The sequence below is a fragment of the Arenibacter catalasegens genome (assembly GCF_002909235.1).
Taxonomy (GTDB): Bacteria; Bacteroidota; Bacteroidia; order Flavobacteriales; family Flavobacteriaceae; genus Arenibacter; species Arenibacter catalasegens.
Genome location: NZ_PHQQ01000031.1, coordinates 51,380 through 65,205 on the forward strand (window position 1 = coordinate 51,380; position 13,826 = coordinate 65,205).

General features: G+C 38.3%; 12 protein-coding genes. 8 read left to right on the forward strand and 4 right to left on the reverse strand.

Going from position 1 to position 13,826, the window contains the following annotated elements; all coding sequences use genetic code 11:
- The first annotated feature begins 35 nt into the window (after window positions 1-35).
- From meaB to CWD90_RS20025, 5 genes are all read left to right on the forward strand, one after another.
- The gene (meaB, locus tag CWD90_RS20005) at window positions 36-1,016 is read left to right on the forward strand and encodes a methylmalonyl Co-A mutase-associated GTPase MeaB (RefSeq protein ID WP_394335827.1); all 981 of its coding nucleotides are present in this window, start codon (window positions 36-38) and stop codon (window positions 1,014-1,016) included.
- Between the two features lie 196 nt (window positions 1,017-1,212).
- A complete protein-coding gene (locus CWD90_RS20010) occupies window positions 1,213-1,926 on the forward strand; it encodes a glycosyltransferase (protein ID WP_103477836.1) in 714 nt (237 codons plus the stop codon).
- Entirely contained in the window at window positions 1,927-2,565 is a 639-nt protein-coding gene (locus CWD90_RS20015; protein WP_103477837.1) for a lipid-A-disaccharide synthase N-terminal domain-containing protein, read from the forward strand. It abuts the gene before it with no gap.
- Window positions 2,546-4,189, forward strand: coding sequence for an ArnT family glycosyltransferase (locus CWD90_RS20020; protein WP_103477838.1), 1,644 nt, complete (start codon window positions 2,546-2,548; stop codon window positions 4,187-4,189). The genes CWD90_RS20015 and CWD90_RS20020 overlap by 20 nt, the downstream gene beginning before the upstream one ends.
- Window positions 4,186-4,869 carry a hypothetical protein gene (locus tag CWD90_RS20025; protein WP_239986575.1) on the forward strand — a complete coding sequence of 228 codons (684 nt, stop codon included), beginning with the start codon at window positions 4,186-4,188 and terminating at the stop codon, window positions 4,867-4,869. Before CWD90_RS20020 ends, CWD90_RS20025 begins: the two co-directional genes overlap by 4 nt.
- A 51-nt stretch (window positions 4,870-4,920) precedes the next feature.
- Here CWD90_RS20025 and CWD90_RS20030 read toward each other — a convergent pair whose 3' ends face one another.
- From CWD90_RS20030 to CWD90_RS20040, 3 genes are all read right to left on the reverse strand, one after another.
- Window positions 4,921-5,493: a phosphatase PAP2 family protein gene (locus CWD90_RS20030; RefSeq protein ID WP_103477840.1), complete on the reverse strand. Its 573-nt coding sequence runs from the start codon at window positions 5,491-5,493 to the stop codon at window positions 4,921-4,923.
- Between the two features lie 3 nt (window positions 5,494-5,496).
- Window positions 5,497-5,724, reverse strand: coding sequence for a hypothetical protein (locus CWD90_RS20035; protein WP_103477841.1), 228 nt, complete (start codon window positions 5,722-5,724; stop codon window positions 5,497-5,499).
- Window positions 5,725-5,821: 97 nt separating this feature from the next.
- Window positions 5,822-7,186: an MATE family efflux transporter gene (locus CWD90_RS20040; protein ID WP_103477842.1), complete on the reverse strand. Its 1,365-nt coding sequence runs from the start codon at window positions 7,184-7,186 to the stop codon at window positions 5,822-5,824.
- 394 nt (window positions 7,187-7,580) lie between these two features.
- Here CWD90_RS20040 and CWD90_RS20045 point away from each other — a divergent pair, with 394 nt between their 5' ends.
- Window positions 7,581-10,187: a PAS domain S-box protein gene (locus CWD90_RS20045; protein WP_103477843.1), complete on the forward strand. Its 2,607-nt coding sequence runs from the start codon at window positions 7,581-7,583 to the stop codon at window positions 10,185-10,187.
- Between the two features lie 44 nt (window positions 10,188-10,231).
- On the opposite strand, the gene mazG is transcribed toward CWD90_RS20045, so the two are convergent.
- Window positions 10,232-11,005: a nucleoside triphosphate pyrophosphohydrolase gene (gene mazG / locus CWD90_RS20050; protein WP_103477844.1), complete on the reverse strand. Its 774-nt coding sequence runs from the start codon at window positions 11,003-11,005 to the stop codon at window positions 10,232-10,234.
- 105 nt (window positions 11,006-11,110) lie between these two features.
- On the opposite strand from mazG, the gene CWD90_RS20055 reads away from it, so the two are divergent.
- Window positions 11,111-12,601 carry a TolB family protein gene (locus CWD90_RS20055; RefSeq protein WP_103477845.1) on the forward strand — a complete coding sequence of 497 codons (1,491 nt, stop codon included), beginning with the start codon at window positions 11,111-11,113 and terminating at the stop codon, window positions 12,599-12,601.
- A gap of 32 nt (window positions 12,602-12,633) precedes the next feature.
- The gene (locus tag CWD90_RS20060) at window positions 12,634-13,662 is read left to right on the forward strand and encodes a DUF3500 domain-containing protein (protein ID WP_205161281.1); all 1,029 of its coding nucleotides are present in this window, start codon (window positions 12,634-12,636) and stop codon (window positions 13,660-13,662) included.
- Window positions 13,663-13,826 lie beyond the last annotated feature (164 nt).

A 13,826-nucleotide genomic window follows, 5' to 3' on the forward strand; every position in this document is an offset into this window, starting at 1 on the left:
GGAAGAGCATTTCTATGATTAAATCTTTTAGAAAAATGAGTCCGTCCGTAGCTGAACTTACCCAAGGTGTCTTAAACGGGGATATTGCCGCTTTGGCTAGGGCCATTACTTTGGTTGAAAGCACCAACAGTGCCCATTTTCAAAAATCAAACACAATCATAGACCAATGTTTGCCTCATAGTGGTAACAGCATACGCATTGGAATTACTGGAGTTCCAGGGGTCGGAAAAAGTACCTTTATAGAGACCTTTGGCTCCTACCTTACCGGCATGGGAAAAAAAGTTGCCGTACTAGCTGTAGATCCTTCCAGCTCAATTAGTAAAGGTAGTATTTTGGGTGATAAGACTCGAATGCAAGAATTGGTCAAAGATAAGAATGCCTTTATTCGTCCCTCCCCTACCGGTCATTCTTTGGGTGGCGTTGCCAGAAAAACCAGAGAAACCATAATTCTCTGTGAGGCAGCAGGATTCAATACTATTTTGGTGGAAACAGTCGGGGTAGGCCAAAGTGAAACAGCGGTTCATGGAATGGTGGATTTCTTTTTGCTTTTGAAATTGGCCGGTGCAGGAGATGAACTTCAGGGGATAAAAAGGGGCATCATGGAAATGGCCGATGCTATAGTTATCAACAAGGCAGATGGCAACAATATTGAACAAGTCAAATTGGCCAAAGCCGAATTTTCCAAGGCCTTACATCTCTATCCACCCAAGGAAAACGGATGGATCACGGAGGTACTTAGTTGCTCTGCCCTACAAAAGACGGGAATATCTGAAATATGGAAACTTATTCAAACCTATATGGACAACACCCCAGGTATGCAGCATATTACCACAAAACGGCGAATGCAAAACAAATACTGGTTGCTGCAGACCATCGAGGATCAACTAAAACAACAGTTTTACGGAAATAAAAAAATAAAACTCCATTTAGATATAATGGTCCAAAAAGTAATTGATGGAAAAATATCCCCATTCACTGCTGCCGAGGAATTGTTAAATCTGGCCAAAGTACCCTAAAGACATACTTTTGGCAAAAAGACAGCAACGAAATCTAAACAACACGAAGAAGTGATATGTGTCCATAAATAATTTGGAACTATATACCAGTGTTTCTTAATAATAAGATGAACGGTCCAATTAGGTATAGGTTAACAAAGTTGATTATCTTTGGACCTTTAAATTTTAGCTAGAAAAGCAATTATCCTTGTACAAAATGAATTACGAATTCACCATAATTATTCCTGTCTACAATGAAGAAGATAATTTGGAACGTGTTGAAAAAGAACTGAAGGACTACTTGGCAATTTGCACTAAAAAGGCCAAAGTACTGTTCGTAAACGATGGTTCAAAGGATAAAAGTCAGCAATTTATAGAAACTATTTGCCAACGCAATGAAGACTTTGGTTTTGTTAAATTCACACAGAACAAAGGATTAAGTGCGGCCATAAAAGCTGGTTTTGACCACGTAGACACACCTTTGGTGGGGTATATTGACGCTGATCTACAAACCTCCCCAGAAGATTTCAACTTACTTTTGGAACATATAGATCAATTCGATTTGGTAACCGGTGTACGGGCAGATAGAAAGGATTCTTTCATAAAGAATTCCTCTTCTGCCATTGCCAATGGCATACGTAAAGCATTTACACATGATGGAATGGACGATACAGGCTGTCCCTTGAAGGTGATAAAAACGGATTTTGCCAAAAGAATTCCCATGTTTAAAGGTTTACATCGATTTTTACCCGCCATGATCTTGTTGCAAAATGGTACCATAGTACAAATTCCAATTAGACACTTCCCTCGTATGGCCGGAACAGCAAATTTTGGTCTGTGGAATAGATTATTAGGTCCGTTAATGGATTGTTTTGCCTATTTATGGATGAAGAAAAAATATATTAACTATCAGGTAGAGAAAATAGGATAGATGGCAGATTGGATGGTTTATGCAATTGGCTTTGTAGCCCAAATATTATTTTCCAGTAGAATGGTAGTGCAATGGGTAATATCGGAAAAAAATAAAAAAGTTCTTACCCCAAGACTTTTTTGGCAGCTAAGTTTATTGGCCTCTTTTCTATTGTTCGTGTACGGATGGCTTCGAGATGATTTTGCAATAATGCTCGGACAGGCGATCACCTATTTTATTTATATCCGTAACATTCAATTACAAGGTGAATGGACCAAACTGCCCAGGGCATTTAGGGTATTCCTTTGGATTTTCCCTGTTTTAATTATTATTTATGGTTATAACAACAATTCGTATGACCTTAGGGATTTCTTCCACAACGAAAACATACCAACTTGGTTGCTGCTAATGGGAAGTATTGCTCAGGTAATTTTCACCTTTAGGTTTGTATTTCAATGGCTTTATTCCGAGAAAAAGAAAACTTCAAGCCTTCCTTTTGGTTTTTGGCTCCTTAGTTTGGTAGGGGCATCTTTAATTCTTACTTACGCCATTTTCAGAAGAGATCCTGTCCTATTTGCAGGCCATACCTTAGGTTTGATCGTTTATTTAAGAAATTTATTTATCCTTAAAAATGAAGTTCATGATGTGGTTGAAAAATAATCCTATCTCGTTGATCTTCCTAGCGGGAACCTCAATTTTTCTATTTCAATTGAATGTTATTCCCGTCACGATCATGGAGGCTAGAAACTTCATTACCGCAAGGGAAATGATTATTGATGGCAATTGGTTATTAACAACCATGAATGACCTTCCTAGATATGAGAAACCGCCTTTACCTAGCTGGATTACTGCCCTCTTTGGATTTATATTTGGAATGGAAAACATAGTCGGACTGCGTCTTCCTACCATGTTGATGGCCATGATTTTGGGATATATAGGGTATCTATTCTCTTTGAAATTATTGAACAATAAAATCCATGCCCTTATAAATGCCCTCATTTTATTAAGTTCATTCTATGTTATCGTCATTACCATTGAGGCTCCTTGGGATATTTACACCCATGGATTTATGCTGGCAAGTATCTATTTTTTATATATTTTCTTTGAACATGCCGAGAACAAATGGAAGAACAGCATACTTGCAGCACTCTTTATAGGCTTGTCTTTCATGAGCAAGGGACCCGTTTCTGTTTACGGTCTCTTATTACCTTTCCTCCTATCCTATGGGTTTGTATTTAAATATAAGGGCTTTGGGACCCACAAAAAATATATACCCATGATTGTCATGGTCATATTGGCCAGCGTTATTGGACTATGGTGGTTCTTGTATGTGCGCCTGGCCGATCCCAACGCCTTCCTAGCAATAACCAAAAGAGAAACAGCCAATTGGTCCAGTTATAATGTTCGTCCCTTCTATTATTATTGGAGCTTTTTTATACAGAGTGGAATTTGGACTATCCCGGCCTTAATTGGGCTTATATATCCATATCTTAAAGATAGGGTAAGCGATAAAAAAAAGTATCTGTTTACCTTTTTATGGACCCTTTTTTCCGTAGTTCTACTCTCTATCATCCCCGAAAAAAAAGCTAGATACCTAGTACCCGTATTAATTCCCCTTGCCCTGAATACTGGGTTCTATGTGGAATATATAATTAACAACTTTAATAGCTCCCTTAACCTGAAAGAAAAAATACCAGTGTATTTTCATTTTGGTTTAATAGCGCTCATAGGTCTTGCTTTTCCATTTGTGGCCTACTTTATCCTGAAGGATGGCTTAAGTGAATTTTGGGGCTACTTCATTCTATCTTCCTCTGTAATTTTCACCATAGGAATTTTACTATTTTTCCAATTAAAAAAGAAACAGCTTTTTAGCTGCTTTTTGTTGACTATTGCCCTTGTAGGCGCCATAAAATCCTTAGCATTGCCACTGTCCGGCGCTATGGATAAAAATTCACACTTTAGTAGCATCTCTAACCTAAAGTCTACTATGCAACAAGAGGGTATAGAAACTTATTGCTTTGGTGAAATAGCACCAGAAATGGTTTGGGATTATGGTACCTCAATCCCCGTACTAAAAGGGGAAGAGGAAATTATAATTCCCGAAGGTGAAAAGTTTGCCGTTCTGGTAATTCCAGTCGAAGAAAATGAATTTAAACGTATCTTTGACCCCGAATATCGGCTAACGCTAAAGACCGTGTACGACCTAAATTATAATGCCGACCCAGGCACCAAAGGACATAAAAACCGTTTGATAAGTAATTTATATATAGTTGAAAAACGATGATGAACATCTTTACAAAATTTGAAAAAATAGGATACGGTATTTTAGCCGTGATAGTCCTGATAGGTCTGTTCTTAGGGCTTAGTGACGATATTTATTTTGACGTTAATTACGCCCAAGAAGACGGTCCTGTGGAATGGGGAACCGCCATAATGCTATTTGGCATATTTGTACTCTCCCTATACCACTTAATAAGCTTATGGGATTCCAAAAGGATGTTGTGGAAACTGGGTACCTTTCTTTTTTTGGCTTTATTCCTATTTGCCGCAGGGGAAGAAATATCATGGGGACAACGAATTTTTGGTGTTGAATCGAGCGAATTTTTTATAGAGAACAACGCCCAAGGGGAAACAAATCTGCATAATCTAGTGGTAGGTGAAAAGAAAATAAATAAAATCATCTTCAGTCAATTCCTCTTCCTAATCATGTTTCTTTACCTAATAATTACCCCTATACTCTTTAGAAAATTAAATTGGTTTAAGGATTTGGCAAATACATTTGCAGTTCCTATTGTAAAGTGGCACCATACCATCGCCTTTTTAGTGACTACTATTTTTGTCGCCCTTAATCCGGCAAGTCGAAAATGGGAGGTATACGAACTGGCTTTTGGGGCTATCTTTTTCTTGATTTTCCTTGGCCCGTTGAACAAAGAAATCTTTGAGCCGAAACAGGAAAATAATTAGACCATAGCTTTCCATTTCCAAATAGGTCCAATAGTAGTCCAAACAACAGTTTTATATCAACGATTGTTTGGATACCAACTTTGAAAATAGCTGCAGAAACAGTCCCCCTAAGAAGGTTCCAATTAGTATTCCTGTGATTACATCCAATGGAAAGTGCACACCAATATAAATGCGGCTATAGGCAACCACTAGTGCCCAAACTATTAGAAATATTCCAATAAATTTATATTTGGAACGTAATATAAAAGTGAAGAAAATAGCCACTGCAAAAGAATTGGCGGCATGGGCAGAGAAATATCCAAATTTTCCCCCACAGGAAGCTTTCACCAAGCGCATAAGCCCATTTATTGTTGGATCGTGACATGGCCTTAACCGTTGGACACCGTACTTAAAGAAATTTGCCAATTGATCCGTAACCAAAATTAGTAAGGCAATAGCCACCATGGTCATTAAAAGTCGCTTTAGCCCAAAGGCCCGATAGGTGAAAAACCCCAATAGGGCATAAAGAGGAATGGAACTCCATTTATTGGTCATAAAAAGCCAAAAACCATCCCACTGTGCAGTTCCTAAATTATTAAGAAACAGAAACAACTCCTTATCGTAATGCACCAATTGGTCTACCATAACTTACTCTTCATAACGTGAAATTTCCCGGTCATAAAAAGCCGTAGCTTGTACAATTAGATTTTCGGCTTCTTCTTCCAATTCCTTTTCATCTTCTTGGGTAAAATCTTCTAACCATTCTACCTCATCATTTTCTAGGTTGATTATGAATCTTGGGTATTCTGTATGTACCACAAATATCGCCGTTGGATAATCTGTATTATCACCTAATAAAAATTTTGGAAATTCCATAGTATATCCTTTTATCTAAATATCGCCATCCTGAAAATTGTACTTTACTGGCTGATAGAGTTCTTTTTACTTTTTTAATTTAACTTATAATACTACTTTATTCGATCATTTTTTTGGTCAAATAATTAAATCGAATATACAACATTATCGCAGATGCCGTAAGTCCGGCCAATAGTCCGATCCATATCCCCTTACTTTGCAAAGGAGTATATATTCCCAGATAAAAGCTAATAGGGAAACCGATCAACCAATAGGCCACGAAGGTAATCATAGTAGGTATCTTAACATCTTGCATCCCCCTAAGGGCACCTAGTACCACCACTTGCAAACCATCGGAAATTTGAAATACCGCAGCTATTAAAACCAATTGTGCCGCAATGAGCACTACCTCGGTATTATCGGCCATATTGGTTGCATCACCAAGATCTAAATATATGGTGGGCAGCCAGTCCTTTAGCAGAACAAAGGATATGGCAAATATAATTTCCAATATCAGAGTGAGAAGAAAAATAGATTGTGCAATGCGCCTTAAATCCTTAAAATTCCCTAATCCCTTTTGATTTCCCACACGGATCATGGCAGCGACACCTAATCCCATACCCACCATAAAGGTCATACTACTTAGGTTAAGCGCAATTTGGTTGGCCGCTTGTGAATTCTTACCCAAAACACCGCTTAGCCAAATAGCCGCCGTAAATATGGCCACTTCAAAGAACATCTGTAAGGCAGAAGGAAATCCAAGGTCAATTATTTTCTTCATGACCTTTTTTTCTATAATTTTAAAATTAAATCCCGTGACATAGTCGTGGAATTTCTTTCTGTTCTTTAGTAGCACCCAAAGAAAAATTACCATAATGATACGGGAAATCAAAGTACCCCACGCAGCTCCTACGATACCCATTTTTGGGAATCCCCATGAGCCAAAAATAAGCAAGTAATTTAGTAGTATATTTACGAAATTTGCAATAATGGTGGCATACATAGGGTATTTGGTCTGAGATAGACCCTCAGAGAACTGCTTAAATGCTTGGAAAATAATTAACGGAACCAAAGAAAAGGCCACCAGGTCCATATAGGGCATGGCCAATTCCACCACCTCAGGAGGTTGCTTCATGAGATGCATTAGCGGCTTGGCCAATACTATAATGCCAAAAAGTGAAAATCCGAGTATGGTACACAGTAATAATCCGTGTTTAAGTGCGCTCTTTCCATCAATAGCATTGCCTGCCCCATCTGCCTCTGCGACCAAGGGAGTAATGGCTGTAGAAAATCCAATACCCAATGACATGGCTATAAATACAAAACTATTACCCAAGGAAACTGCCGCCAATTCAGCCGTTCCCAATTGACCCACCATAATATTATCGGCAAATTGTACAAACGAATGGCCCAACATTCCTAAAATAACGGGAAAGGAAAGGGATAAATTATAACGAAACTCCTTTGTATATTTCTGTAACAAGATACTTTAATTTGAAGGGTCAAATATAGGGGTTAGCTTTGGTATTAGAACAATAGATTTTTCCATTTAATACCATAATTTTGAAACGAACCCTATTGGGTTCCGTGAAATTAGTTACTTAACCAAAAGTAAAATAATTTTAAATGACCAATGTCACCAATCTTCCTGTTTTATCTTTTTAAATTTCGATTCAAGAATTTTACCACAGCTTCAAAGTGCAAGAAAAGTATTTTAGAATGCAAAAAAAATACCCTATATTGAAAAACCATCATACAATATGGGGGCCAAGGAGCATATTATTGGGTTTTTGATACGGTATTTGAAGGACAATTACTACCCAACCCACTCTTTTGGCACATCGACCTATATATAAGGTGTAAAAAAATTCCCCCATATGGATAAACTTGAAAAATCCACAAAAAAGAGGTATTTCCTCTTTATTACCACCATTGTACTAATTGTAATTTTAGCTGTCATTGTATTTCAGAATCGAATAAACATTCTGACTTCGGATGTAAATATAATTAACATCGCAGGAAGACAGCGCATGCTAAGCCAGCGTATCTCGAAACATGTGTTTGCTTTAAACTTAGACCTAGGCGTTAATACCAATAAAGTTTATCTCGATAGTCTAAGGGCTTTAACCACGGAATGGCAAAATAATCATAATTACCTAATTGCCGCCAACCGAGGTCTTCCCAATTCTGATAAAATTGACGCCTTATTTACTGCCTCGCGGCCAAGTACCACTAAATTATTGAATGCTGCCCTTAAAATTCTCAATAATCCCAATAATCCTGATGTTCTTGGCGCCAATATTAATACCATAAGACGGGAAGAATCACTGGTTTTGACAAGTATGGACAATATAGTCTTAGCATATCAAAAAACAGCTGAGAAGAATCTAAAAAATCTTTACAGAATCACTTATCCAATTGCTCTTATCGTGACATTGGTAATCATTGGTCAATTTATTCTAGTCTTTTTACCATTGATAAAAAAGCTGAAGGAAAAGTCCAAATCCTTACATTTTGCCAACAAGGCCCTGGAAGCTTCCAACAATACGGCTCATAAAAAAATGGAACAGGTAATTGCCTTACAGGCTGACCTTGAGGTAGAAGGGGAATATAAAAAAATATTTATAGATCAGGCTCCCAATGCCATGGCCATGTTCGACAATAATATGGGATTCCTAGCCGCTTCAAGACAATGGCGCAAAGACTACCATCTATTGGACATAGCAATTATAGGCAAATCCCTTTACGAGATTTTTCCGGAGCTTGAAGAAAAATGGAAGAAAATCCACCGGGATTGTCTTGCCGGGGCCATTCACAATGAAGATGAAACCGAGTATATTTGGCCAGATGGACGTGTCCAGTGGCTTACTTGGGACATAAGGCCTTGGTACAATTCGAAAAAAGAAATAGGAGGAATATTAATTTATACTTCGGACATTACCTATATAAAGGAGAAGGAAAAGGAGAAATTCCGGATCGAGCAAATATTGGACAAAGCCAACCAAGTAGCTCGGATTGGCACTTGGGAAATTGATACCATTAACGGAAAAATCCTCTGGAGCAAAGTAACCTGTGAAATTCATGAGGTGCCCCATAATTATGTGCCAGTACTTGAAACAGCCATTAACTTTTTTAAGGAAGGGGAAAGTAGGGACAAAATTCAAAAAGCAGTGAACAATGCTATTGAAAAGGGAATCTCCTATGATGTGGAAATAGAACTTATCACCGCAAAAGGAAATAGCCGTTGGGCACGTGCCATAGGTCAGCCTGAAATGGTAAATGGCCAATGTATAAGACTGTATGGGGTATTCCATAACATCAATGATATTAAAGTTTCGGAAAATGCCCTAAACAGGGCCAATGGGGAACTAACAGCCATTTTTAATGTAAGCCCTATTTCCATTATCGGAACCGATATGAATGGATTAATAACCCATTTTAACAAAGGCGCCGAGAACTTATTGCAATATTCAGCTTCCGAAATGATCGGAAAAAAAACCCCAGAAATTATACATGTGCGCGAAGAGGTGGAAAACCATGGCAAGGAGTTGTCAGATTTATTTGGCAAAACTCTAAGTGGCTTCGATGTTTTTGTTGAACATGCAAGGCGCGATAGTTTTGAATCCATGGAGTGGACCTATGTCCGTAAAGACGGTTCACATTTCCCAGTACAATTAATTACAACTGCTATTAAGGGCCATAATGGAGCTATAAACGGATTTCTAGGGGTCGCCACAGACATTTCGGAAAGGGTCATTAACCGTAAAAAGTTAATTGAAGCGAAAGAAAACCTTGAAGTACTCACTAAAAAACTTACGAACCAAAACCGCCAATTGGCAGATTTCGCACATATAACCTCCCATAATTTACGGTCACCTGTAGCCAACCTACAAACCCTGTCCAAATTCTATAAAGAGTCAGAAGGCGAGGAAGAACGGAGCGAATTATTTGAGAAATTTGAAATAGTTATCGGCCACCTTTCCTCTACCTTAAATACCTTGGTCGAAGTAATCCAGACTACAGACCAAAGTACCAAGGTTACTCAAGAATTATCGTTTGAAAAAATACTGACCAAAACCCAAGAAATAATATCGAGTCAGATAATGCAATCCAGGGCCATAATAAAAAGTAATTTCTCAAAAGCCCCTACAGTAGTATATAACGACATATATCTCGACAGTATTTTTCTAAATTTAATTTCCAATGCCATTAAATATAAATCCCAAGATCGAACCCCTGAAATTTATTTGGAATCCAAAATTGAAAATGGTAAAACGATATTTATGGTAACCGATAATGGTCTTGGAATAAACATGGAAAAACACGGGCATAAATTATTTGGTTTAAACAAAGTATTCCACCACCATCCAGACGCAAAAGGGGTTGGACTATACATGACCAAAATACAAATCGAAGCTATGGGAGGTTCCATTGCAGCATCCAGTAAAGTGGGAGAAGGCTCCACATTTACAGTAATTTTTTAATTTATTGTAGTTCCAAAATACAAATGCTTGGAATAATTAGGCAATTAGATGGTCTTGGCTTCTTCCCAAAAAACATCCATTTCTGTCAATGTCATATCTTTTAGGGCCTTACCATTTTCCTTGGCTTTATTTTCCAAATATTGAAATCTTTTTATAAATTTTTTATTGGTGCGTTCAAGTGCGTTTTCCGGGTTGATATTTAAAAAACGTGCGTAATTTACCATAGAGAATAGCACATCCCCAAACTCGGCCTCCATAGCATCCACATTTCCATCCTTAACTTCTTCCTGGAATTCCTCAAGTTCCTCCTGTACTTTTTCCCATACCTGTTCAGGTTTTTCCCAATCGAACCCTACTCCGGCAACCTTATCCTGAATACGATTGGCCTTTACAAGGGAAGGAAGTCCATTGGGAACACCTTCCAGAACACTCTTCTTGCCTTCCTTCAGTTTTATTTTTTCCCAATTCTGCTTAACTTCTTCTTCATTTTTCACCACCACATCTCCATAAATATGTGGATGTCTATTGATTAGCTTATCACAGATTTCATTGGCAACGTCCGCCATATCAAAATGATTGGTTTCACTGCCTATTTTAGCATAAAATACAATATGCAGGAGAACATCTCCAAGTTCCTTTTTAACTTCCTCCAAATCATTGTCCAAAATGGCATCGCCCAATTCATAGGTTTCTTCAATGGTCAAATGACGAAGTGATTGCATTGTTTGCTTTTTGTCCCATGGACATTGAGCTCTCAATTCATCCATAATTGTGAGTAGGCGATCAAAGGCTTGTAATTGGGATTCCCGAGAATTCATAAAGTTGACTTTTGAACAAAAATACAAAGTCTGTATGGTTTCAACTATCGTATGTTCCGAGTTTTTTAGCTAACTTTAGTTCCTTACTTATTGATCCAAACCAAAATGACCATAAAAAAAATAATACTATGCCTAACCCTATTAGGCGCCATTATTATATCATGGACAATCCAAAAAGATATAGGCATATTCCATGGCCATACTGATATAGGAGAAGTGAATCATAAGGGTTCATTAAAATTCGACCCTTTGGATAGTACCTATACAATTTCAGCTAGTGGGACCAATATGTGGTTCAGTAACGATCAACTACATTATGTTTGGAAAAAAATGTCGGGTGATGTCGCTATTGCGGCGGATATTGAGTGGTTGGGCAAAGGTGTTGACCCACATAGAAAAGCCTGTTTAATTATACGGCAAAACCTGGATCCCGCTTCAGCCTATGCTGATGTGGCCGTCCATGGCGATGGCATGACAGCTATTCAATATAGGGAAGTGGATGGAGATATTACCCGGGAGCTTCAGTCCAATATCAAATCTCCTAAACGTATCCGTATAGACAAAGTAGGCGAATATCTATATATGTCCCTTGGAGCGAGGGAAGGAGGGTTAGAATCGTCAGGGGGAGCCATTAAAGTACCTTTTAAAGCTCCTTTCTATATTGGACTTGGTGTTTGTTCCCATAATAACGAAGTAGTAGAAACTGCCAAGTTCTCCAATGTAGTGTTGGAAAAATTGAAATCCAGGCCAGACTCGCTTAAAAAATTGGAAAGCACTTTGGAAATTATTCCTATTGCCACTTGGGACCGAAAGGTAATCCTACAATCAGAAAAACGTTTGGATGCACCAAATTGGACACCGGATGGGAAGAATTTAATCTTTAACAGTACTGGCTTACTATACCAAATTCCTATTGAAGGGGGTAATCCCACAATAATTTCCACAGATTTTGCAAAAAAAATCAATAATGACCATGGAGTTTCCCCTGATGGTAAGTTGTTGGTAATAAGTGATCAGACAGAAACGGGAAAGTCATTGATTTACACCCTCCCGATAGAAGGCGGAGTTCCTAAGAAAATAACGTCCAATGGTCCCTCCTATTGGCATGGATGGTCTCCTGATGGACAAACTTTGGCTTATTGCGCTGAACGAAATGGCAATTATGATATTTTCACCATTCCCGTTTCAGGGGGTGCGGAAACCAGATTGACCACAGCAGATGGACTAGATGACGGACCTGATTACTCCCCCGATGGAAAATACATCTACTTTAATTCTGCGCGTAACGGAACCATGCAAATATGGCGTATGAAGGCTGACGGAAGTGAACAGGAACAATTAACCACAGATGATTATCATGACTGGTTCGCCCACCCGTCCCCAGATGGAAAATGGTTGGTTTATATCTCCTTTGAACCCAAAATTAAGGCAGAATTGCATCCTCCAAATAAGGATGTTATGCTCCAACTTATGAATCTTGAGACCAAAGAAATTAAAACTATTGCCAAATTATTTGGTGGACAAGGCACTTTAAATGTGCCTTCCTGGTCTCCAGATAGTAGCCGTTTGGCATTCGTAAGTTATCGCTTAAAATAACATAATAAATAATCAAAAACTTAATTACAAAAATGACACCAAAAAAAATAATCTATACTACTTTTATTCTATTCCTTTTTGGAATGTTACCCGCTCAGAACGTCTTGCAAAAGGCCGATACTTTTGTCAACAGTTTGTCAGAGGAAATAAAATCCAAGACCCTATTTTCTTTGGAGGATTCCGAACGTTTTAATATGAATTATGTCCCCATTCCTAGAAAGGGAGCCACCTTCCATGATTTTAACGAAGTACAAAAAAAGGCAGCATTAGACTTACTAAGGGCTTCCTTGAGCGAGGAAGGTTTTCATAAGTCCCAGGAAATAATGGAACTGGAAAAAGTACTCAGGATAATAGAAAATAACGACGCGGATAAAATGCCGGATGGCAGACCCAGACGTGACCCACTCAACTATCACTTTTCAATTTTCGGTATTCCATCAAAAGATAAACCCTGGGGGTGGCGATTTGAAGGCCACCATCTTTCTTTAAATTTCACTTCGGCCCATGGTGTTTTAAGCTCCTCAACTCCAACCTTTTTTGGGACCAATCCAGGTATTGTACGCAGCACAGAATACAAGGGTAAAGAAGTACTCAAAAAAGAGGCAGAACTCGGTTTTGCCCTCTTACACTCAATGACCGAGCAACAGTTAAAAACCGTATTATTTACAGATGTTGCCCCAAGAGATATTATTTCCTTGACCAAAAGAAAAGTGGAACAGGTAACGCCTTTAGGGCTTTCATATACGGGCCTCTCCAAACCCCAGCAAAAGACCTTTATGAAACTATTGGACCTGTATATCAACAATTATGAACATGAATTTGCCGAAGGTTTTAGGGATAAAATAAGCAAAGCTGGTATAGAAAATTTAAATTTTGCCTGGGCCGGTAGCCTAGAGCCTGGTGAGGGCCATTATTTCCAAATTTATGGTCCTACCCTACTTATAGAATACGATAATACACAAAATGACGCCAATCATGTACATACAGTAGTTCGTGATCTTACGAATGATTACGGGGAAGATATTTTAAAAGAGCACTATGAAAAGGACCACAAACATTGATTTTAAAATTAAGCCTCAATTCATTCCTAAGTTTTATGCAATGAACTACCTCGAGGCAGAGCCATCGAGGTATCAAAATAAACGTAATTGATTCTTATGTATCACGCTATATTGAGATTTTCCCTGGTTTTGGAGGTATTTCTTAATTACCTCTTCATTCGCAT

Excerpts from the sequence above, each read along its gene's own strand:
- meaB (WP_394335827.1), top strand. The coding sequence starts at position 36 with ATGAGTCCGTCCGTAGCTGAACTTACCCAAGGTGTCTTAAACGGGGAT.
- CWD90_RS20010 (WP_103477836.1), top strand. The coding sequence starts at position 1,213 with ATGAATTACGAATTCACCATAATTATTCCTGTCTACAATGAAGAAGAT.
- CWD90_RS20015 (WP_103477837.1), top strand. The coding sequence starts at position 1,927 with ATGGCAGATTGGATGGTTTATGCAATTGGCTTTGTAGCCCAAATATTA.
- CWD90_RS20020 (WP_103477838.1), top strand. The coding sequence starts at position 2,546 with ATGATGTGGTTGAAAAATAATCCTATCTCGTTGATCTTCCTAGCGGGA.
- CWD90_RS20025 (WP_239986575.1), top strand. The coding sequence starts at position 4,186 with ATGATGAACATCTTTACAAAATTTGAAAAAATAGGATACGGTATTTTA.
- CWD90_RS20030 (WP_103477840.1), bottom strand. The coding sequence starts at position 5,493 with ATGGTAGACCAATTGGTGCATTACGATAAGGAGTTGTTTCTGTTTCTT.
- CWD90_RS20035 (WP_103477841.1), bottom strand. The coding sequence starts at position 5,724 with ATGGAATTTCCAAAATTTTTATTAGGTGATAATACAGATTATCCAACG.
- CWD90_RS20045 (WP_103477843.1), top strand. The coding sequence starts at position 7,581 with ATGGATAAACTTGAAAAATCCACAAAAAAGAGGTATTTCCTCTTTATT.
- mazG (WP_103477844.1), bottom strand. The coding sequence starts at position 11,005 with ATGAATTCTCGGGAATCCCAATTACAAGCCTTTGATCGCCTACTCACA.
- CWD90_RS20055 (WP_103477845.1), top strand. The coding sequence starts at position 11,111 with ATGACCATAAAAAAAATAATACTATGCCTAACCCTATTAGGCGCCATT.
- CWD90_RS20060 (WP_205161281.1), top strand. The coding sequence starts at position 12,634 with ATGACACCAAAAAAAATAATCTATACTACTTTTATTCTATTCCTTTTT.